This is a genomic window from Mycoplasma marinum (assembly GCF_004335975.1).
In the GTDB taxonomy this organism is placed as follows: domain Bacteria; phylum Bacillota_I; class Bacilli_A; order Mycoplasmatales; family Metamycoplasmataceae; genus Mycoplasma_K; species Mycoplasma_K marinum.
This window is the reverse complement of record NZ_PSZO01000013.1, coordinates 1-26549: the sequence shown is the minus strand read 5'-3', so window position 1 is coordinate 26549 and position 26549 is coordinate 1. Positions and strand designations below refer to the sequence as shown.

Annotated in this window: 3 protein-coding genes; all 3 read left to right on the top strand. The window is 31.0% G+C overall.

Annotated elements, in window-relative coordinates; translation table 4 throughout:
• Nucleotides 1–5779, top strand: a 5779-nt coding sequence (locus C4B24_RS04960) for a hypothetical protein (protein WP_168388337.1), incomplete at its 5' end; no start/stop codon positions are given.
• A gap of 1127 nt (nt 5780–6906) precedes the next feature.
• Entirely contained in the window at nt 6907–25512 is an 18606-nt protein-coding gene (locus tag C4B24_RS03015; protein ID WP_131599233.1) for a hypothetical protein, read from the top strand.
• A 254-nt stretch (nt 25513–25766) separates the two neighbouring features.
• Nucleotides 25767–26549, top strand: a 783-nt coding sequence (locus tag C4B24_RS03010) for a hypothetical protein (protein WP_131599231.1), incomplete at its 3' end; no start/stop codon positions are given.

Sequence of the window (26549 nt, the reverse complement as noted above, 5' to 3'; positions counted from 1 at the left end):
ATTAAATGGATTTGAAACTGCTGCACAAAAAGCTGCAAGATTACACAAAATTAAAATTGAAGCTGCAATTCCACAAGTTACAGTGGATATGATCAATAAAGCAATTAATGCTAAAAAAGCACACTCTAATACAGACATGGCCACAGATTGAACTCTTCCAGATTTTGTTGACGTTACAGTAGGTAAAGGACAAGATGCTGTTACAGTTAAGGTTCAATTAATTAACTATATGTCTGATGATGATGGTGGTGAAATTTGATGAACAAGTACTGTTTTTGCAAACGAAACTACAAAGTCTGCAACTTTTTCTGGTGTATTAGACGGGTTCGAAACAGCAAAACAAAGAGCGGACAAAGCTATTGATAAAGTCACAGACGACATGGTTAACGCTGCAATTAATGTTAAAAAAGCACACTCTGATTCAGACATCGCTTCAAAATGAACTCTTCCAGCTTCAGTTGATGTCACAATAGGTACAGGAAAAGCTGCCGTTGTAGTTAAAGTTAAATTAGCTAAATATGTGTCTAGTGACTCTACAGGTGAAGTTTTATGAACAGGAACTACTTCAGCAACCAAAACTACAAAAACTGGCTCTGTTAATGGTGCATTAAATGGATTTGAAACTGCTGCACAAAAAGCCGCAAGATTATTAAAAGCTAAGGCTGATGCTGCACTTAAACAAGTTACAAGGGATATGATCAATAAAGCAATTAATACTAAAAAACCACACTCTAATACAGACATCGCTTCAACATGAACTCTACCAGCTTCAGTTGATGTTACAGTAGGTAAAGGACAAGATGCAGTTGTAGTTAAAGTTGCATTAGAAAATGCTGGTGGTGATGATGTTGCAGGTGAAATTTTATGAGTAGCTACTACTTCAGCAACAGGAACTACAAATACTGATGGGAATTTTGGTAAACTAAGTGGTTTTGAAACTGCTGCACAAAGAGCTGCAAGACTATTAAAAGACAAAACTGATAAAGCTATCGATGAAGTTACAGAAGACATGGTTAATAAAGCAATTAATGCTTCAAAACCACATTCATCAACAGACATCGCCTCAACATGAACTCTTCCAGCTTCTGTTAATGTTACAGTAGGTAAAGGACAGGATGCTGTTGTAGTTAAAGTTGCACTAACAAAACAACTTGGTGATGATGATAAGGGTGAAATTTGATGAACAAGTACTGTTTCTGCAACAGGAACTAAAAAGGCTTCTTCTCTTGTTGGTGTGTTAAATGGATTTGAAAATGCTGCACAAAAAGCTGCAAGACTTTCAAAAGCCAAAGCTGAAGCCGCAATGGCAAAAGTTACAGCTGATATGGTTAATAAAGCAATCAACGATAGAAAACCGCACTCTGATACAGACATCGCCTCAAAATGAACTCTTCCAGCTTCTGTTGACGTTACAATAGGCACAGGACAAGATGCCGTTGTAGTTAAAGTTGTGTTAACAAATGCAGGTGGTAATGATACAACAGGTAAAATTTCTTGAACAGGTGCCACTTCTGCGGCGGGAACTACAAAAACTGGTTCAGTTACTGGTAAGTTAAATGGATTTGAAACTGCTGCACAAAAAGCTGCAAGACTATTAAAAGATAAAGTTGATGCTGCACTTCTAAAAGTTACAACTGACATGGTTAATAAAGCAATTAATGCTTCGAAATCACATTCATCAACAGATGTTGCCTCAACATGAACTCTTCCAGCTTCCGTTAATGTTACAGTAGGCACAGGACAGGATGCTGTTGTAGTTAAGGTTGTATTGAAAAAATCTGGTAGTGATAATGATACGGGTATCATTTCATGAACAGGTGCTACTTCAGCAACAGGAACTACAAAAACTGGTTTTGTCATTGGTACACTAAGTGGTTTTGAAACCGCTTCTCAAAATGCTGCAAAATTATTAAAAGATAGAGCTGATAAAGCCATTGCCAAAATTACGGCTGACATGGTTAATAAAGCGATTGATGCTAAAAAATCACATTCATCAACAGACATAGCCTCAACATGAACTCTTCCAGCTTCAGTTAATATTGTTGTAGGAAAAGGTGTTGATCAAGCTACGGTTGTTGTTATATTAACAAAAACTGGCGATAATGATACTACAGGTAAAGTTTCATGAACTGGTCTTACTTTATCATCAGGAACTTCAAACACTGGTTCGGTTACTGGTTCATTAAATGGATTTGAAAATGCTGCACAAAAAGCTGCAAGACTATTAAAAGACAAAGCTGATAAAGCTATTGGTGAAGTTACAGAAGATATGATTAACAAAGCAATTAATGCTAAAAAATCACACTCTAATACTGATACTGCATCGACATGAACATTGCCTAGTTTAGTCAACGTTGTTGTAGGAACAGGTAAAGATAAAACTACAGTTGGTGTTATGTTAACAAAAACAGGTGGTGATGATTCTGTAGGTATCATTTCATGAACAGGTCATGCTTTTTCATCAGGAACTTCAAACACTCATTCAATTACTGGTTCATTAAACGGATTTGAGACTGCTTCTCAAAATGCTGCAAGACTATTAAAAGCTAAGGCTGATGCTGCGCTTGCAAAAGTTACTGCTAGCATGGTTAATGATGCAATTAATGCTAGAAAATCACATTCTTCTGCTAATGTTGCCTCAACATGAACTCTTCCAAATTCAGTTAATGTTACAGTAATTAATGTTAAGGTAGGCACAGGACAAGATGCCTTTCTAGTTAAAGTTGCATTAACAAAAACAAAAAGTGATGATGCTACAGGTATCATTTCATGAACAGGTGTTACTTCAGCGGCTGGAACTACAAAAACTGGTTCGGTCACTGGTTCTCTTGGAGGGTTTGAGGTTGCTTCGCAAAAAGCTGCAAGATTATTAAAAGATAAAGCTGATGCTGCACTTCCACAAGTAACAGCCGACATGGTTAATAAAGCAATCAATGCTTCAAAACCACATTCATCAACAGACATCGCCTCAACATGAACTCTCCCAGGTTCAGTTAACGTTACAATAGGCACAGGACAAGATGCTGTTGTAGTTAAAGTCGCATTAACAAAAGGTAGTGGTAAAGATGATACAGGTGAAATCTCATGAATAGGTATTACTTCTGCAACAGGGACTACAAATACCGGTTCTGTTAATGGTAAGTTAAATGGATTTGAAACCGCTGCACAAAAAGCCGCAAGATTATTAAAAGCTAAGGCTGATGCTGCACTTCCACAAGTTACAGTTGACATGATTAATGCTGCGATTGATGCTTCAAAACCACATACTATTGCAGATACTGCTTCAACATGAACTCTTCCAAGTTCAGTTAACGTTACAGTAGGCACAGGACAAGATGCTACAACAGTTAAAGTTGCTTTAACAAAAACTGGTAGCAATGATTCTACAGGTGCAATTTGATGAACAGGTGCTACTTCAGCAACAGGAACTACAAAAACTGGTTCTATTAATGGTATATCAACAGGATTTGAAACTTCTGCTTCAAAAGCTGATAAAATTGCCAAGAAAAAAGCTGATGATGCACTTGCACAAATTACAGCTGACATGGTTAATAAAGCAATTAAAGTTCAAAGCCCATTTGATGACACTACCGACCCTGGAACATGAACTCTTCCAAATTCAGTTAATGTTACAATTGGCGCAGGACAGAACGCAACAACAATTAATGTTGCATTAAAACGAACACAATTTAATAATGATACAGGTGAAGTTTCATGATCAGGAACAGGTACTACTATAGGTACAACAAATACTCGAAATATTACTGGTACATTAAGTGGGTTTGAAACTACAGTTCTTAAACAAAATAGAATTGCTCAAAAACAATTTGATGATAAAGCAAAAGCTGCATTGTCAAAAGTGACAACTGATATGATTAATGCTGCAATTAAAAAGGATTCACCATATAATCAAACAACAAGTGTAAACAATTGAACAATGCCAAAATCAGTCAATATTACGATTGGTAAAGGACAAGACGCAATTGTAGTGAATGTTAAGTTGAACCCAGGCAATAAAGATAATAATGCTGGTACACAACTATGAGGTGCAAATGCACATGTAGTTGGTTCTTCTGAAAAAAGAAATCTTTTCGGTTCTGCAACAGGATTTGAAACACAGGCCATGAGATTACAAAAACAACGTGATCAAATTGCACAAGCAGCACTTGCACAAGTTACAGCTGATATGATTAATAATGCAATTAAAAGGGATTCACCATATGATCAAACAACAGATGTTAGTGGTTGAATAATGCCAAGATCAGTTAACATTACAGTACCAAATGGTCAAACAGTTACTGTTTCATTAACACCAGGAACAAAAGATGAAAATGCTGGATCTCAAGCGTGATCAGCAGTCGTAAGCTTATATGGTTCTAATAAAACTAGAAATATTTCTGGTATTTCGACAGGATTTGAAACACAAGGTTCAAGACTTGATCAACTTGCACAAGCAGCACTTGCACAAGTTACAGCTAATATGATTAATGCTGCAATTAAAAGGGATTCACCATATAATCAAACAACAGATGTTCGTGGTTGAACAATGCCAAGATCAGTTAATGTTACAGTACCAACTGGTCAAACAATTACTATCTCATTAACACCAGGAGCAAAGAATGATAATTATGGTTCTCAAGCGTGATCAGCAGTTGCCAGTTTAAGTGGTTCTAATCAAACTAGAAATATTTCTGGTATTGCAGCAGGATTTGAAACACAAGGTTCAAGAATCGATCAACTTGCACAAGCAGCACTTGCACAAGTTACAGAAGATATGATTAATGCTGCAATTAAAATTTATTCACCATATAACCCATCAACAGATGTTCGTTATTGAACAATGCCAAGATCAGTTAATGTTACAGTACCAAATGGTCAAACAGTTATTGTTACACTAACACCAGGTGCAAAAAATGCAAATGCTGGTTCTCAAGCATGATCGGCAAATGTTATGCTATATGGTTCTAATAGAACTAGAAATATCTCAGGTTCTATTTCAGGATTTAAAACACAGAATTCAAGACTTGATCAACTTGCTCGAATAGCGATTTCAAAAGTAACGGCCGATATGGTTAATAATGCAATAAAAACAAAGAGTTACTTTAATAACAATACAAATGTTAATAACTGAAGAATGCCTTCATTTGTAGTGGTTGATCCTGATGGTTCAGGAACAAATGTTAGAGTTAATTTAACTCCAGGTTCAAGAAATTCTAATGCTGGCTCATTTAATTGAAGTGCTACAACATCAATTGCAGGGTCAAGCGCCTATGGACAAGTTTCCGGTGTATTAAGCGGATTTAGTGGAAATTCTACTCAACCTCCACACGGAAGATTGTCACCACAAGAAATTGTTCATGCAATTATTGAAACAATTGATGCTGATAATGTTAATTTCTGAATTCAAAATAGTGTAAATAAATCGAGTGTAACCGCTTCGCAAGTTAGACAAAGATTAAATATGGCTAAAGCGTCTACGATAATAGCAAGTCCATTCGATATTGTAAATGGTACACCAGGAAGACAACAAATATTATTGAATCTTAACCAAAATACATTCTCATTTAGAATTGTTTCTTGAAATGCTAATGATAGTGCTGGTTCAATTAGTTGAAATATTGAAGTAACTTCTAACACAACAGGTGAAAAGAAAACTGTTACAGGAACAACTAGCGGATTCCTTACTTCACCTGCACCAAGTGCCTATTCAGAAAAAGTAAGTAAACTAAATGCAAGAATTCTTGATGTTGATGATGTTTATTCTTTTCATAGAAAATAGATAAAATATTACAACACGTATATTTACTTCATTAAAAATTAAGTAAACTAATATTGCAAAATATGGTAATAGTTAAAATATAAAAAATACTTCTACACTTTTTAAAAAAAGAGTGTAGTTTTTTTATCTAACAATCACTTTATTAAGATGTTTAAGCATATATAAGTTAAAAAGAATTTTATAGTTTCATATATAAAGAATGATATATATTTGCATTAACATACTTTAACCTTTATATTTTTATCAACAATATAAATCGTGTTGTTTTAAAAACATTTTTTAATAAGGGTAGGGCAATGTGTATAAATGATCCTCGCGGCCTTTAGAACCTCTGAAATACCTAATTAATATTAAAAATAATCATAGGTTGAACATAAAACTGTTTTTATAAACTTATTTACCCCTTTTTAAAGTATTTGAGGTTATTTTTATGGCTTGTATTATTTAATATATTTGTTTTTATAAAAAATCTTAAAATACAAATCATATAGCCATATTTAGATGATAGTTAACAACTATTAAGAAAATACTTCCTAATCTTTAATGAAATATTTTTAAACAAAGAATATAAAATGTATGTCAATATTCCTAATTAATTATGGAAAAATGCATCAAAATGAATTTAATTAAGTTTAATATTAGGTTCCTTATTTGTCTTAAAAAATAACTCTATAATGTTTTTTTATTTGTGATCCATAAATATGAAATAAAAAAAGTTTTTCCTGCCAAAATATCGATTTAAAGTGCCTAATGATAGAATTATTTTACATAAATACTGATAATAAATAATGAAATGTTAATTAGTTTTGACAAATTATAAAAATTTCAATTTTTGAGTCCAATTTAAAGTTTTAAAACTTTTCTTAAATATATTACATAGTAATATATTTAATCAATACTAATATTATACTTTTTCCGATGAATATAGCTAAACTAATAAATTAAAATATTAGTTATATAAATAGTGAATATTAGAAAAATATAATTAATGGGCGGTATATGATAATTTAAGTTAAAAATATTTGAATTTTACATTGTTCTTTACAATTTTATTATTTTTATTTGATATCATTTTAAATGATTAATATGAAAGATTAATAAAATTGAAAAAGAAAGAAGGATAAAGTATGAAAAAGAAAGCACTATTAGCGGTAAATGCAGCAGCAGCTACAGCATTATTAGCTACAGCGACATTATCAATACTGGCCAATCAAAAAGATGATAAAGGAACAAGATTTTCTAAATTGCCAAAGGAAGATCAAAAAAGAATCTTAGATGAATTTGCTCAGGTAACACCGCAAGATATAAATGAACAACTTAAAAAACAAAAGGGATATGGAGAAAAAGAGTTATCAACTAACTTTAATCCAGTTAATTTCACTTTTCAAAAGACAAATAAAAACGGGAAGAATTTTGAAGTTAAAGTAAAAATAACAAAAAACCCAGATAAAACTAATAAAGATTATGGTTTATTTGGATGAGATGCTATTGTGACAATCGAAAGTTTTGACGCACCTAAAGAAGGAGTTCTTGGAGGATTTAAATTAAGTTTAACACCTAAACAAACATTAGATAAAATTAAAGACGATATCAAAAACTTTAAAGTTAATGATAAAACATTTGATTCTAAAATGCCAAATAAAGATCCACACAACATTACAATTGCAGAAGTTAATAAATTAATTGAAGCAAATGTTGAAATTATTCACAGATATAAACCTCAATACACAAATAAAATCATTAGCGTGGGTGACGGAAAAATTACTGTTGAATCTTCATTTACAATTAGTGGAGCACAAGGTGATGCTAAAGCTACTTTTACAATCACTGGATTTAAATCAGATCAAGCTATTTTAGAGGATGACTCTATTTCTTCATTGACAGAAGATATGGTTAATAAAGCAATTTTAAAAGCTTCTCCTTTTGATGGAACAACAGACCCTAAAACTTATAAATTCCCTAAAGAAGTTTTTGTTGAACTATCTAAAAAAGTAAAAATTAAAGTTGCATTAACAAGTGGTTCAATTGATGCAGATCACGGAACAATTGCATGAACTGCAGTAGCTTCAAATGAGCATGGTTCTAAAACAAAATCACTAGGTGGAATATTGAGAGGGTTCGATGGGCCACTTTCAACACAAAAGAAAATTACAGATGCTGCATTAGACAAACTTGCAAAACATCCAGAACTTATTTCTGACGCTATTAAAAAAGCTCAACATATTAATAATCAAACAGATCCTGATGGACACCAACTTCCAAAAGAAGTTACAGTTCCAGTTGATGGAGTTAATATTAAAGTAAAAATTACACAACCAAAATCAGATCCAAAAGATACTGATAATGGTATTGTTAAATGAGAAGGAACTGCTACTGGTCCTCATTCAGATAAAAAAATCGATTTAAAAGACCAAGTTGATGGTTTAAAAACTAAAAAAGATAAAGAAAAAGAAGCAATAATCGATGGTGCTAAAACAATCGATGGCGATAAAATTAATGATGCAATTAAAAAAGCTATTGAAAAACAAACTGGTAAGAAAATTAGCGAATTAGAGCCAAAAGATATAACACTTCCTGGAAAAATTCAAATTCCTATTGGTGGCGGAAAAGAAATTGAAGTTCAAATTAAACCAGGTAAGAAAAATGCTGGTAATGGTTCAATTGACTGAACAGGAACTGTTGTAGTACCAGGTCAAGATCCTAAAGATGCTAAAACTATTAATGATAGTTTGGATGGTCTTAAAACAACTAAAGAAAAAATTGAAAAAGCAAAAGAAGATGCTCTTGCAAAATTAACTGTAAAAGATATTAACGATGCTCTTAAAAAAGCGGAAGATTTTGATGATTCAACCGATCCTATATACTATAACTTTAACACAAGATTATCAATAAATATTGATGGTGTTGACATTGATGTAATTTTAACAAAAGGTGCAATTGATTCCAATGAAGGTTTAATTTCTTGAACATTGAAAAAAGCATCTGTTTCTGGTATTAAAAAAACAAGGCAAGATTTATTTGGAGACCTTGAAGGTTTTGCTTCACTTGTAAAACAAAACATTAAAAGAGATAAAGGAGTTATTTCTTCAATCACACCAAAAGATATTAATGAAGCCATTAAAAAATTCAATCCATTAATTGATAAAGGTGGAGATAAAAAAGATATTAATAATTATGTAATTCCTCCTAAAGTTATCATTACTAAAAAAGCTGCTGATGGACAAGACGTTAGAGTTGTTGTTGATTTAACACCTGGTAAAAAAGATCCAAAAACTGGAGAAATTAATTGAGCTGGTAAGCCACATACAGAACATGTTCCATTTGACGATAAAAAAGACAAAGCAATTAGCGATAAATTACCTGGTTTTGAAACAAATAAAGAAAAACAAGATAGGACTGAGCAAGCAATTTTAGATAAAGTTACTGCAAAAGATATTAATGATGCTATTAAAGCTTCTCGTCCAGTTACTGGAACTGATTTAGCTAGCACTTTTGCAATGCCTAAAAAAGTTACTGTAACAATTGATGGTAATCCAGTTACAGTTTCATTAGTAAATAAAAAACAAGATGATAATTTAGGACAAGTTATTTGAGATGGAACAGCAACTTTTGGTTCAAAAACAAAAGACTTTAATAATGGTCATTTAAATGGATTTAAAATTGGTGATGCATTAGCAAAAAAAGCAAATGATAAACGTGTATTACAATTATTAACATCGAAAATGGTTAATGATGAAATCTTAAAAGTTAAACATGTTGGTAAAGATGTTAAGGCATCAGTTTTCGTAATGCCTAAAAATATCATTGTTCAAATTGAAGGTATAGATATTACTGTCCAACTTACAGCTGGTACTTCTGATGATAATGGAGGTTTAATTCCTTGAACTTCTTCTGCTTCAATAGTAGGTTCAAAAGAAGCACCAAGAACAGATGTTGCTGGTAATCTTACAGGATTTGAAACTACACAAGATATTAGAGATAAAAAAGTAGAAAAACAAATTGCAACAATAACAGAAAAAATGATTAATGATGCTATTAAAAAAGTACATTCATTTGATGACTTAACAGATGCTACAAAATACCCATTCCCAGCAAGTGTTTCAATCACAATTGGACAAGAAGTATTCACAGTTAAATTAACTAAAGGATTTGTACATACTGTTGAGGGTGCAATTGAATGAACTGCAATTGCAACTGATTCCACAACTCGTATAACTCAAGATAATTTATTTGGTACTCTATATGGTTTTGCAACTTCAAAAGATATTCAACAAAAATTAGTTGATCAGGCAATTAAAGATGTTACAAAACAAGATGTAATTGCTGCAATTAAAAAAGCTGCTCACGTTGATGATCATACAGATGCTTCAAAATACCCATTCCCTACAGAAGTTGTCGTACCTAAAAATGGTATTAATGTAAAAGTTAAATTAACACCTGGTGCAATTGATAATGATAAGGGAGAAATTGAATGAACTGGTACTGCATCCGCAAAAGGTTCAAAACAAACACAAGATTTAAAAGGTACTTTGGATGGATTTGAAGATAAAGCTGCAAAAGATAGGACTAATGCTGAATTTGTTCTTAAAAAATTAACTGAAAAAGATATTAATGATGCTATTTTATCAGCACAGCCATTTGATAAAAATACAGATCCTGCTAAATGAAAAATGCCTTCACAAGTTACAATTAAACTAGCTGATTCTAAAGGTGTTGAACATGATATTACTGTTGATTTAACAAGAAGAGGTACAAATGATGAAAAAGGTTGAATTCAATGAACATCTGTTGCTTCTACACCTAATGCAACATTCTCAAGAAGAGATATTTTAGGTACATTAAAAGGATTTATAACTAGAGCAAAAAAACAAGAAAAAATCGAAGAAATTGCTCTTGCAAACTTAACTGCTGATCAAATTAATAATGCAATTAAACTTAAGTATGTTTCAACAGGAACAACACAAAAACCTGTTAAGCCATTAAATTCATTAATTGCTTCAACATTTAATTTCCCAACAGAAGTAGATGTTATTTCAGGTGGTGTTTCAATTCATGTAAAAATTACAAAAGGAACTGTTGATGATGACAAAGGTCAAATTAGTTGAGATTTAGTTTCAGCAACTGCACCTAATTATAAAGTTCCAAGAACTAAAGCTCTTTCTGGAACATTAACAGGATTTAGTAATAAAAATCAACAAATTATTGAAAGAGATAATAAGTTATTACAAAAAGTTACAACAGATATGATTAATGCTGCTATTAAGCAAAAGCAACCATATGATAAAACTAAAGGTGATAAAGCTTCAGATTATAATTTCCCAACATTTGTTACATTCACTATTCCTGGTGATAAAACAAATTCAACAGTTACAGCTGTATTAACTAAAAAAGTTATTTCAGATGTTTTAGGTGAAATTACTTGAGTTGCAACTGTTTCAACTGCAAATGCACAAAGAACTGATAAATTAACAAGTAAACTTGATAATTTCCAAACAAATGCAGAAGTATTAACTAAAAAAGCCAATGAAGCTGTTAAAAAAGTTACTGATGATATGATTAATAAAGCAATTAAAGATGCTCAAACAATCACTGATCAAACAGATCCTTTAAATCATAAACTTCCAGCCGAGGTAACAATACCTATCGATGGAATTAATGTTAAAGTTAAAATAACACAACCTACACAAGATCCAAAAGATACTGATAAAGGTCAAATTAAATGAACTGCTGATGTTTCTGCACCAAATGCAGATCCAAAAGTAAATGGTAGAGATGTTCAAGGTAAAATTGATGGATTTAAAACTAAACATCAAAAAGATCAAGAAGTTGCGGATGCTGCATTACAAGCTGTTACAGCAGATATGATTAATAAAGCAATTAAGACTAAGAATAATTTTGACAATACGACAGATCCTACAAAATGAACTATTCCTTCAACAGTTGATGTAACTAGCCAAGGTAAGACGGTAACTGTAAAATTAACTGCAGGAAATATTGATAAAGTTAATGGAACTATTTCATGAATGAGTGATATGTCTACACCGAATGCATCAGGTTTAAGAAAATTAAATGGTGACTTGAGTGGATTTGCTACTTCTGCAAAAATTTCTCAAAAGAATGCTGATGATATTTTAGCTAAATTAACAGAAAAAGATATTAATGATGCTATTCTATTAGCACAACCATTTGATCAAAATACTGATCCTGCTAACTGACAAATACCTTCACAAGTTATAGTTAAATTAGCTGATGCTAATGGTGTTAAACATAATGTTAATGTTGTTTTAACAAAAAAATCAATTGATGATGCTAAAGGATGAATGCAATGAACTTCTGTTGCTTCTACAGCTAATGCAACAAAACCAAGAAATGATGTTGCAGGTACATTAAAAGGATTTATGACTGCGGCTAAGAAACAAGAAAAAGCTGAAAAAGATGCTCTTGTAAGTTTAACTGCTAAACAAATTAATGATGCAATTAAAGATAAGTACAATAAAAGTGGTACACAACATTCACCTGTTAAACCATTAGATGAATTAGTTGCCTCAACATTTAATTTCCCTACAACAATAGATGTTATTTCAAGCGGAGTTACAATTCATGTTACATTACAAAAAGGAACTATTGATGACAATAAAGGTGAAATTAATTGAGATTTAGTTTCTGCAACTGTCCCTCATTATACAAACCCTTCTGGAACTCAAGCTCTTTCAGGAACATTAACAGGATTTATTAGTGGTGAGAACAAGTTATTGCATGACGTTACAACAGATATGATTAATGATGCTATTAAAGCAAAAGTGCCATATGATAAAACTAAAGGTGATAAAGCTTCTAATTATAAATTCCCACAAACAGTTACATTCACTATTCCTGGAGATAAAACAAATACACAAATTACTGCAACTTTAACTAAAAAAGTTATTTCAGATGTTTTAGGTGAAATCACTTGATCTGCTACTGTTTCAACTGCAAACGCTCATAGAACAGATCAATTAGCAAGTAAACTTGGTGATTTTGAAACAAATGCTGAAGCATTAACTAAAAAAGCCAATGAAGCTGTTAAAAAAGTTACTGATGATATGATTAACAAAGCTATTAAAGATGTTCAAACAATCACTGATCAAACAGAACCTTTAAACCACAAGCTTCCAACTGAAGTAATAATTCCTATCGATGGAATTAATGTTAAGGTCAAAATAACACAACCTACACAAGATCCAAAAGATACTGATAAAGGTCAAATTAAATGAACTGCTAAGGTTTCTGCATCAAGTGCAGATCCTAAAGTAAATGGTAGAGATGTTAAGGGTACAATTGATGGATTTAAAACTAAACAGCAAAAAATTCGTGATGCTGCTGATAGCGCGTTACAAGGTATTACAGTACAAATGGTTAACGATGCCATTAAACTAGACAGTCCATTTACAAAAGCAACTGATCCAAAAACATGAGTTCTTCCAACAACTGTTGATGTAATTAATCATGGTTTCACGATTACTGTAAAATTAACTGCAGGTAATGTCGATTGAGTTCATGGAACTGTTTCATGAATGGGTAGCGCTACAAATCCAAATACAACAAGTGTTAAAAAATTAAATGGTGATTTAAATGGTTTCGGAATATTCCCACCAAAACCTGATACAGGTATTACACAAAAAGAAGCGGATGATGCTTTAGCTAAATTAACTGTACAAGATATTAATAATGCAATTAAATCAACTAAAGGATTTGATACTGATGATTTAGCATCTAAATACGCTATACCACCACAAGTTATTGTTCCAATTGATGGAATTAATGTAACTGTCTCATTAACAAAAGCTAGTGATGATGATAAGATTGGTAATCTTTCTTGAACAGCTTCTGCCGAAGTTGTAGGTAAATCTTCTGCACCAGTTAAAAGAGCTGGAACACTTTCTGGATTCTCTACTGAATCTTTAAGAATAAAACAAAAAGAAAATAAAGCTGTTAAATCAATAACAATTGATGATATTAATAAGGCAATTATAGGTGTAAAACCTTTTACAAATAAAACTGATCCTTCAACATTTGTTTTACCTTCAAAAGTTGCAATAACAACAAAAGATGGTGCAAAAGTTATTGTTTCATTGACACCAAACGGTGTAAATAAAAACGATGGTAAAGTTAATTGGATTGCAAAAATTTCTTCAAAAAATGGTACAGAGACAAGAACAATTCCAAATGGTGAATTGCCAGGTTTCGCAACACAAAGTAAATTGGATCAAGCAAAAGTTGATAAAGCCCTTTTAAAATTAAATGAAAAAATTATCAATAAAGCTATAAAAGCGAAATCGAATTTTACTACTACTACTACTACTAATTATTCATTCCCTGGAAGTGTAGATGTAACAATTGATGGTATAAACTTCAAAGTTGCTTTACATGCAGAAAGTAGAGATTCATTGCTTGGAACTATCTCGTGAGCAATTGATTCAACTACACCAAGTGGAATATCTAACCCTAATTTAAAAGGTGTATTAAGAGGATTTGCTGTTAAAAAACCTGATTTAGTTAAAAAGGAAGCAGAGAATACACTTAAATCTATTAGTGCTCAAGATGTTATTGCACAAATTAAAGCTGATAGACCATACTCTAATTCAGATGAAGCTAAAGATTATAACTTACCGAAAAACGTTGTTATTTCAAAAGATGGTTTCAAATTTATCGTTGCCTTAACTAAAGGAGTAGTTGATAATAATAAAGGAAAAATTTCTTGAACATCTTCAGTTTCTATTGATGGATACAAATTATCTCCAAAAGCATTAAATGGTGATTTATTAGGATTTGGCACAGATGCACAAAGACAAATTACTAAAGAAAAAGATGCTCTTGCAAAATTAACTGAAAAAGCAATTAATGATGAAATTAAAAAAATCGTTAAACCTTCAAATTCAAAAGACCCTTCACAAGTAACTAATTTCCCTAAAAACGTTACTGTAGTAATTGATGGTGTTCCAATTGATGTTGCTATAGTAAAAGGTGATGTTGATAAACAAAACGGTGGAATAGATTGAACTTCATCTGCAAAAACACCACATATAACAGAACCAAAAACTGATATTATTGGTACAATTTCTGGATTCCAAAAAGATTCAAAAGATCCTTCAGAATTCAATAAAAATATACTTTCTCTTTTAACAGAAAAAATGATTAATGATCAAATTAAAATTGATCATCCATTTACTAATTCTGATGAAGCTAATACATTTGCATTCCCTAAACAAGTTGTTGTTGAAATTCACGGTGTTGACATTACTGTTACATTTGACCCTTCACAACAAGTTAATAATGATTTAGGTAATATTTCATGGTCTGCAACTGGTTCAATTGGTAAGCAAACAAAAGGAGTCTTAGGTAAGTTAAGTGGATTCCAAACTGCAAAAGAAAGACAAATTATTCTTGAGAAAAACGCTCTTGCAAAACTAACTGATGCTCTTATAAACGATGCAATTAAAAACCAAACAAACATAACAAAAGATACTGACCCTGAAAAATTTAATTTCCCGAAAGAAGTTATTGTTTCAATTGATGGGGTTAATATTAAAGTAAAATTAGATAAAGTATTTGTTGATAAAGATAAAGGTGAAATAAAATGATCATCTTCAGCTAAAACAGATAATATTAGTAATCCAAGAGAAGATATAATCGGTAATATTGGAGGATTCCAAGATAGAAAAGCCGTTGAAAGAGAACATGAAAAATATGTTGTTTCAAATATAACAAAAGAAGAAATAAATAAAGCAATTAGAAATAATTTTAAAATTTCTGATGAAATTAATGCTGATGATTTCGCAAAAATAGTTGCTGCTCAACCATTTTCATTTGTTAAAGAAGGTGTAAAAATAAATGTAAATCTAACACCTAAAGCAGATTCTACTAATACAAGTAATGGTAAGCTTCCTTGAGATGCTAAAATTACAACAGTTAATGAAGCTAGAGATATAAACAATGGTATTTTAGGTGGTTTTGAAACTGATGCACTTAGAGAAACTAGAAAAAATAATGCTATTCTTGCAAAATTAACTGCAGAAGATATTAATAAAGCTATTTTAGATTCTAAGACACCAAATCATTTAACTCCTGATTCGAAAAAATTACCTTCAAGTATCTTAAAAACACCTGATTCAGTAATTGTAAATATTGATGGTGTTGATATTAATGTTAAACTTTCTAATTGATTTAAAGATGATAGTGTTGGTATGATTAACTGACATTCAGAAGCTTCTATTAGTGGAAGTACTAGTGTAAGAAAAGATATTTTCGGAGCAATTAATGGATTCAAAACTACATCTCAAGGTGGAGATGATCTTCAAAAAATTATTAAAGTTTATACAAATGCATTAAACTCTATAACTAGTGATATGATAAACCATGCTATTAAAATGGAAAGTATATTTGATGATAAAGTATATGCGAAAAAATATAAATTCCCTAATTCAGTAACTGTATTTGTTGATGGTATACCTACAAAAGTTGATTTAACACCAGTTAAATTTAATAATGAAGATGGAGAAATAAAGTGAGCTGCTAAGTTAACAAACAAATATGTCCAATCACCTAAGAATGTTTTTGGAACATTGACTGGGTTTGCAAAATCTAAAAATATTTCACCAATTGATCAAAAAATAATTGAAACACTTCAAAATATAAACGAACAACAAATTAATGATGCTTTAAAACATGATTTTCCATTTACTGATAAAGTTAATGTAGAAAAATGAGCTCGTAATAAAGAAGATCTTGATTTTGTTACAAAAATCAATGGTGTTAACATTAGATTGAAATTTATAAATAAAGCTCCAATGCAAGGACCAAATAAGTTTACTGGTTTATGAAAATGAAAAGTTGAAGCAACTGATGCAACACCTTCAGTTAATACTAAACCTTATAAACAAACATTAATCGGGACTTTAGATGGATTTGCAAAAGAAGCTATTGACGATGCAGCTTCAAATGATGCTTTAGCGTCGGTAACTATTGACATGATTAAGAAGGCTATGTTTGATGAAGTAAGTGTAGATATGAAAGATTATGATCCAAAAATTGATACAACACTTACATTCAAACAAAATAGAGAAAAAGGTAGTGACCATGGTGGTACGCAATTTAATAGTGATTATGTTCTTGAACATATGCTTCTTTCTGATTGATTAAAACGTTTTGATGGTAATGTTGTAATTAAACAGAAAAACAAACCTGATGTATATGTTAATATTACTAATCTTTCCAACTTATCTCAAATTGCTACTGGTAAATTTGTATGAAAAGCTGACCTATTCACTACTAAAGGTAAGAAAACTAGAAAAATTAATTCTTTTAGTGATGAATTTGATAATTCTATTGTTAATCACAAAGAAATCCCGCAATCTATTATTGATTTAGCTGTTTCAGAAGAGACAATACGTAAATTATTGGAAATTTGATCAAAACAAAATGGTGTTCCTATGGATGGTAGTGTAACTACTGATCAATGATTAGCAAAATTTAAGTCAAAAATATCAATAGATGTTGTTACTGTTGATTTTGGACTTCTTGCTGGTATTCCTAAGTATGCCGATCTTTTGAATTATGGATTCGATAATGTTGGTATTGGTATTCCTTCAGTGACGGATCCAAAGGAAAAATCTATCGATAGCATCTTGGGAAGACTGAAACTTGATATACATTTTGTTGAAATGTCGTTCAAAAATCCAAATGAAACATTTTCAGCACAACTTGTTGAGGGTAATTATCAAATTCAATGAGTGTCACCCTTTAGAAAGATTCAATTATTGGGATTCAAGAAAAACACATCATTTAAAAAAGATTCTGATGATGCAATTAATTCGGTTACGAAAAAAATGATTAATGATGAAATTAAAAAATATGATGATATTTCTAAGCGAGGTGCTTTTGAATTCCGTTTCCCTAAAAAGGTAATAGTTTGAGTTATGAAATCTGGTTCTTTAGTTCCTATTACTGTTGATTTATTTAATCCTAAACCTGATGGAAAAAATGGAAAAATTTCATGAGATGCTAAACTTTCTACTGCTTTCTCTTCAATTAAGAGAGAACTTAAAGATGGTGAATTAACAGGATTTATGAAACAAGATGAAGTAGATGCTAGAAATGAAATGAATGCTATTTACAAAATTAATGATGCTTGAGTTAGAGATGCTGTTAAAAACAAAACATTTATTTCAACAACAATTTCACCTAAAGATGCTAAACTTCCAGACTTTGTAGTAATTCAAGTTGATGGAGTTGGTGTTAAATTAAAAGTTGAAAAAACTGGAATTAATTCCAAAACTGGTGAAGTTGAATGAAAAGCTACTGTTGTTCCAAGATTCCCACAGAATCCGAAAAAAGTTTGAAATGATAAGTTTGATGGATTCGAAGATCACATTTGATCTATTATTCACTCAATTACAAAAGAAGACATTAATAAACAAATTAAAATTGATGAACCATTTACAAACTTAACTAATGCAAAAGATTATAATTTCCCTAAAAGTATTACATTAACAATTGATGGAGAAACATTTGATGTTAAATTAACTCCTGGATTGGTTAATAATAATGACGGAATTATTTCTTGACTTTCAAAAATAACTTCAAAAACAGACACTACTATAAGTGAACAAATTGGTGGAGACTTAATTGGATTCAATAATTCTATATTAAGACAAGAAAGAAAAGAAACTGCTGCAATTAATTCTATTACAGTCAAAATGATTAATGACGCTCTTATAAAAGAACGCGCAATTTCTGGTGAAGCTAAGAAATATATATTTGCACATAAAGTTACAATTAGACAAAATGATGTTAATGTTAATGTTAACTTAACTCCTACTGTTGATAATGAAGGTAGAATAATAAAATGAACAGCTACATTTGATAAAGGTTCAAGAACTCTTGCTGGTACTTTAACAGGATTTGATATACCTGCTGCACAACAAACTGCTGCAAAAATTACTAATGAAATGATTAATGATGCTATTAAAGCTAAAGCACCATTTGACAATAAAACAAATAGTACTACATTTACAATTCCAAGTTCTGTTGATATTAGTGTTGGTGGTAAAACTGTTACTGTTTCATTGAAAAAAACAGGTTCAAATAATACAATTGGTTCTGCTCAATGAGAAGCAACTTTCCCAGGTGTTTCACTTAAGAGAAATGGTATATTAAATGGATTTGATAATGCCGCTTTAAGAGCAAAAAGAAAAGATATTGCAGACACAATGGCAAGCATTACTCAAGATGAAATTAATAAAGCTATTGCAAATGCTAAAAGTTTCAATAGACGTACAAATCCAAGCACATATAACATGCCGGGTAATTCTTCAATTGATAAGGGAGAAGTTGTAGTTAATAAAAATGGCTATAACTTTGTTGTTAAGTTAGATAAACTTTCAATTGATAGTGCAAAAGGATCAATTGCCTGAAATGCACATATTTCACAAAACGGTATTTCGAATACACGTACAATGAAAGGTGATTTAACAGGTTTTGAAACTGATGCTGATAAAACTAAATATGGACTTGAGTCTGTATTGAACTCTTTAACAAAAGATGAAATAAATGCTGCCATCATTGCTAAACAACCTATTACTGATCCTGAAAATATTGCTAAATTTAATATGCCTAGTTCTGTTGTAGTTAAAAAACACATGAATGGTAAAGACTTTAATATAAATGTTGCATTTGATAGTAAGCATTCAGTTGATGCTGTTAATGGTGAAATTTATTGATCATCTACTGCTTCAATTAATGGAATTTCAACAACAAAAGATGTAGTTGGAACATTAGGTGGATTTATTCACTTTGACGATGCAAATCAAGCAAAAGCTCACCGTGTAATGAAAACAATAACAGCAAAAGAAATTAATGATAAAATTATTGCTGCTCATCCATATAATGATTCTACTAGTGCTCAATCATATAAAAATTCTGACTTCCCAAGTCAAATAAGCATTGTTAAAGAAGGGGTTACATTCACAATACAACTAACAGGTAGTGTTAATGAAAGTGCCGGTAAAATTTCTTGAACATCTGTTATTACTTCTGGAAAAGAAACAAGAAATGATATTGTTGGTACATTGACTGGATTTGAAAATGACACAATAAGACAAGAAATAAAAGAGAAAAATGCTATCGATTCTATCACTGAAAAAATGATTAATGACGCACTTGCTAATAAACATGCAATTTCTGGTGAAGCCAAAGATTATACTTTCTCACCTAGTCTTAAATTTACACAAAACGGTATTGATATTAATGTTCATTTAACTCCTACTGTTGATAATAAGGGTAGAGTAATTACTTGATTAGCTACATTTAATAATAGTTCAAGAATTCTTCCTGGTACTTTAACAGGATTTGATGTGCCTTCTGCACAACAAACTGCTGCAAAAATTACTAACGAAATGATTAATGATGCTATTAAAGTTAAAACACCATTTGATAATACTGTAAACAGTCAAACATTTGCTATACCTAGCTCTGTAGATGTTGTTGTTGATGGTAAAACAGTTAATGTTAAATTAGCGAAAAAAGGTGCTAATGAAACAAATGGTACTATTCAATGAGAGGCAACATTCCCAGGTATATCTGCTAAAAGAGCTGGTACTCTAAGTGGATTTGACACTGCTGCATTGAGAATAAAAAGACAAGCTGTTACAAATGCAATGGCTAAAATTACTCAAGATGATATTAATAAAGCTATTGCAAGTGGTAGAAGCTTTAATAAATATACAGATCCAAGTACATATAACATGCCAGGTAATTCTTCAATTAACGAAGGTGAAGTTGTCATAAATAAAGATGGTTATAGTTTTAATGTTCAACTAAGAAAACTTGTAAGTGATAATGCACATGGTTCAATAACTTGACTTGCAAATATTTCACAACCAGCTATTTCAACTGTGCGTACAATGCAAGGTCAATTAACAGGATTTGAAAGTAGTGCTGATAAGATTAACCACGAAGCAGAAGCTGTTTTAAACTCTCTAACAGAGGCTGAAATAAATGCAGCTATTATAGCTAAACATCCTATAACTCAACCAGATGAAATTTCAAAATTTGATATGCCTAAATTTGTTGTTGTTAAAAAACACATGAATGGTAAAGATTATGAAATAAATGTTGCATTTAATAATAAACATTCAATTGATGAAGTTGATGGTGAAATTTACTGATCATCTATTGCTTCGGTTAGTGGAATGCAAAAAACAAGAGGTATGGCAGGTATTTTAGATGGGTTTACTCATTTCGATAGTGCACGTCAAGCAAAAATACACCGTGTAATAAAAACAATAACTGCAAAAGAAATTAATGATAAAATTTCTACTGATTATCCATACAACGATCAAATTCAAGCAAGTTCATTTAAAAAATCTACATTCCCTAAACAGATTGTAATTATTAAAGAAGGAATTACATTTACAATAAAATTAACTCCTGGAACTGTTGATGAAAATATTGGTTCAATTGCTTGAACATCTGTTATTACTTCTGGAAAAGAAACAAGAAATAATCTTTCAAGTACTTTAACAGGATTTATGGATAAACAAGGTAAAGAGGCAAGAGATGCTACAACTGCTGTTTATTCTATAACTTCAAATGAAATTGCAGCAGCTATTAAAGCTAAGTACAATTTTGATAATACTGTTGAACCTCAAACTTATAAAGGTAAACACGGTACTATTTCACTAGTTATTAATAAAACTGTTAATGGTAAAGTGTATACATTTAATGTAGAAGTTGAACTTAAAGATACAACTGATAACGGTGAAATTAAATTCAACCACAAAATAACTACTACCAAGTTACCTAGTGATTATGTTGGTAATGGTATTCTTGTTGGATTTAAAACAAAAGCTGAAAAAGATGCAGAAATTGCAAAAGCAAAAGCTGAAAAAGCTATCAAGCTTATAACTGAAACAGATATTAATAATAAAATTAGAAGTCTTGCACCATTCGACAAAACAACTGCTCCATTTGATTATAGAGATAATGATTTACACACAACATTTGATATTACAAAAGGTGGTATTAACTTTGGCGTTAAATTAATTGCGAAATCAGTTAATCAATTGACAGGTTCTATTGGTTGAAATGCTATCATTTCTGATTCTTCTACAAATACAAGTAGAACGCTTACTGATAAAGAAATATCAGGATTCCAAACATTCTCAGATTATGTAAATACGCTTAGAAGAAATGCTCTTAATAAAGTAACGGTAAATGATATTAATGATGCTATTGAGAAAGCGCGTAAAGTTAGCGGTAAACCAGGTGATTATGTATTGCCTAAACATGTAACCGTATCTATAGATGGTTCAGGTGTTATTGATCACTTTGATATTGATATCGATTTAACTAAAGCATCAATTAGTAAGTCTAAAGGAGAAGTTCGTTGAAATGCTACGGCTTCTATGAATGGTATTACTGATACAAGAAATATTAATGGTACACTTGATGGATTCCAAAATCTTCAAGAAGTTGAGGAACAAAAAGCTAACGATGCACTTGATAAATTAACAAAATCAATGGTTAATGCTAAAATTAAACATGATTCTCCATATTCAAATAGTGATAGTGTTGGTAAATATAAATTCCCTTCAAATATTGTTGTAAATATTGATGGTAAAGATATTAACGTGGCATTAACTCCTGGTAATAGAGATTCACTAAGTGGTTCAATTTCATTTACAGGTACAGCAACAACTTCAGGAACAAATAGAACAGTACAGATTTCTTCTTCATTAGTTGGGTTCCTAGATAAAAATGGTGCTTTACAAAAATTAATTGATGAAAGTGTTCATAAAGTTACAGAAGCTGAAATTAATGCTGCTATTAAAAAAGCTCATTATTTCAATAGTATAACTGATACAAATAATTACAATTTCCCTTCAAGTGTAATTGTAACTTCATCAGGTATTGATGTTAAGATTACCTTCTCAAATCATATTGCTAATAGAGATGCAGGTTCAATTGCATGAACAGCTAAAGCAACTGCAAATGGCACAAAAAATATTGTTCCTAAATCTGGAACATTAACAGGATTTGAAACTAAAGCTTATCGTGATAAAGCTGCATCTATTGCTAATGACATGGCAATTATCGAAACAATTACAACAACTGACATTAATAATGCAATTAAAGCATTAAAAACAGTATCCAAGGCTACAAATCCAAATGGATTCACATTACCTTCAACAGTTGTAATTAGAAAAAATGGAAAAGATTTCAATGTTTCATTAAATAAAGTTAGTTCTAGTCACCAATTTGGTAGCGTAGAATGACATGGTGTTATTACTTCACCAAGAAATAATGTTTCATTAAATAAAAATGGTAAATTAACTGGTTTTGAAACTCTTGCTTCAAAAAGAGCGTTAGAAGTTAAGAAACTACTTACTGATTTAACATCAAAAGAAATCAATGATGCAATTGAGCAACAAATGAATATTAATAAGGGTAATAAAGCTTCTTCAGTTCCTAGTCTTAGAACTGTTCATATTTCTAAAGGTGGAGAAACAATTAATGTTACATTCTCTTCTGTTTCTAAAGATGATTCAAAAGGAGAAATTGCTTGAACAGGTATTGCTTCTGTAGATGGTGTTTCAGTTGTTGTTGATAAAAAAGGTACTTTAAGTGGATTCAAAACTCAAAACACCTTTGATAAAGACAATGCTGATAAACAAATTGATTTAATTACTAATACAATGATTAATAAATGAGTTAAAGATGCAAGTCCATTTGATAATACAAAACTTCCATCTAAATGAGTATTCCCAAATGAATTACTTGAGCAGCTTAACGGTGTACAAATTAAAATCAATAAAAAGACAAGCACTAATTACAACGATCTTGGAACAGTTGGTTGATTCGTAGAGATTAGTTCACCAAAAACAAGTAAAACAAGAAGTTTTTCTGGAGTACTAAGAGGATTTAAAAAAGATTCATTTATTACTAATCAGAATGATGTTGTACTTTCAAGTGTTGGGGAAAATGAAATTAATCAAGCTATTAAGAAAGCGGTTCCTAACTGAGCTTCATTAACATCAGATCAAATAAACCTTCCACCTCTAACATTTACTTACCAAGGACACACAATTACTGCTAAATTTATCTCAACTCAAAACGGTTCTGGAAGTGTTTCTTGAGTTACAGAATTGAATACTTCTGGTGCTAGTGGTAATCGTATAATATCTGGTACATTGGATGGATTAACTATTGGTAATAATACTGCGGTAATAAATGATATGAATGCTATTACTGCTTCAGATATTAATGATGTTATTAAAAGAGAATCTCCAATTGGTCAAAATACAATCTTTACTTATCCTGTGCCTTCTAATGACATGGTAGTAAGAAAAGGATCACATGCATTTAAAGTAAATATTATGGGTTCATCACCAGATTCAATGGGTAATTCTATTGTATGAAAAGTATTAATTACTCATGTTGATGGTTCTTCAAGAAGAATGACTGGTTTCTTAAATGGATTTGGTCAACCAGTAATACCAACTAATCCTGTTGACACTGCAATTAACCAAATTACAGCTCAACAAATTACTAACGAAATTAAAAGACAGTCACCAATTGGTTCAAATACTGCCTCACAATATCGTGTTCCTTCACAAATTACAGTTATGGTTAATCAAGTGCCTGTACAGGTAACTATTAACTCTAAAGTAGCTAATAACGATAGGGGAACTGTTAAATGATTTGCAACAATTTTTGCAAGTGGTTCTTCTAAAGTGCGTAATATGGAAGGATTGATATCAGGGTTTGCAGCTTCAAGTTCAAATCCAACTGAAACATCAATCGATAGTATTACTCAAGCAGATGTTAATAATGCCATTTTATCTGTTGCACCTATTAATAATAAAACTATTGCACAATACTCACTTCCAAATAGTGTTGTTGTTGTTAAGAATGGTCACAGAATATTGGTTAATCTAAATTCAGGTGGTACTTTATCAAATGGTATTACATGAGTTGGGGTTGCTTCAGATGGTTCAAATCCTAGAACAACAAGTCATACAAAATCAATCCTAGGTACTTTAACTGGATTTAACAATGCTGGTTCTGGTGATCTTCAAGATGCTAAATTAGCAAAACTTGTTAAAAAACAAATTAATCATGGAATGACATTTGGTTCTGGTACATCTATTAATAATTTACTACCTTCAGCATTTTATAATCGTCCAACAGTTACAGTTAAAGTTAATAATAAAAATTTAACTGTTAATTTCATAAATACTCATGCTGATGATGCAACTGGAACATTAAGTTGAACAGCACAAGTAACTGGATTAACATCAACTCCACAAACTATTTCTGGTCAATTAAAAGGATTTAAAGCCACAAATGGTAACTCGGATGCTCTTAATGTATTGAATGGTATGTCTTCAGCACAAATTGCACAAATTTTATATGATGCTAATAAGCAAAATTACGGTAGACCAATATTATTTAGTTATATGGTTGGCGATACAATGGTTTTCTTTGAAGTTTCAAAATGAGATTTCAACACTGCAACTCAAGATACAACATGAACTGTATCAATAGCTTCAGGTGGTCATGAAAGAACTGTATCTGGTAAATTATCAGAAAGAAGTAATACTTCACCAGCTTCTCCTATGCCACAAGCATATAATGCTCAAGTTGAACAAAGATCATTCTTTGCTAACGATTTAACTGATATTTATTCAATTTAATAAATGGAAAATAAGGATTCACATTAGTGGCCTTATTTTTTTAATGCCATGATTATAAATGATGCATATTTTTTTAGTTGGTACATAAAATCCTTGTATAGCACAATTAATTTGAATCTTTTGAAATTATTTTATACTGGGTTTTATACAAAGTTAATAACTTTATTGATTTTATAAAATTAATATAATTACTTATGAAAGATATGTAAATTTAAAAAAACGGCATTTATATCTTTAAAAAAGGAGAAGGAAAAATGAAAAAGAAAATATTATTAGCTGCAAATGCAGTGGCTGCAGCAACACTTTTAACAACAACTGCAATATTATCGATTTTAGCAAATCAAAAAAATGAAAAAGGGATAAAATTCACCGATCTACCAAAAAAAGATCAGAAAAGAATTTTGGGTGAATTTGCTTCAGTAACTGAAAAGGACATTAACGACCAATTAAAAAAACAAAAAGGATATGGTGAAAATGAAATATCAACCAACTTTAATCCTTCAGATTTTACTTTTGAAAAAATTGGTAAGAATGGTAAAGTTTTTAAAGTAAAAGTAAAAATTAAGAAAGATCCAGACAGAACTAAAAAAAACTATGGATTATTCGGATGAGATGCAACTATAACAGTTGAAGGTTTTGATGCGCCAAAACAAGGTGTGCTTGGTGGATTTAAATTAAGTTTAACACCTCAAGAAAAATTAGGGGAAATTAAAGATGAAATTAAAAACTTTACAATTAAAGATAAAACTTTCGATTCCAAAATGCCAAATACAAATCCACATAATGCCACAACTTCACAACTTCACAAATTAATTGATACAAATGTTGGGATTGTTAACAAATATAAACCACAACACACTGATAAGATTATTAGTATTGGTGATGGTGTAATTATAGTAGAATCTTCATTCACAATCAGTGGAGCACAAGGTGATGCTAAAGCTACTTTTACAATTACTGGTTTCAAATCAGATCAAGCTATTTTAGAAGACAACTTAATATCTTCTTTAACAGAAGACCTTATTAATAAAGCAATT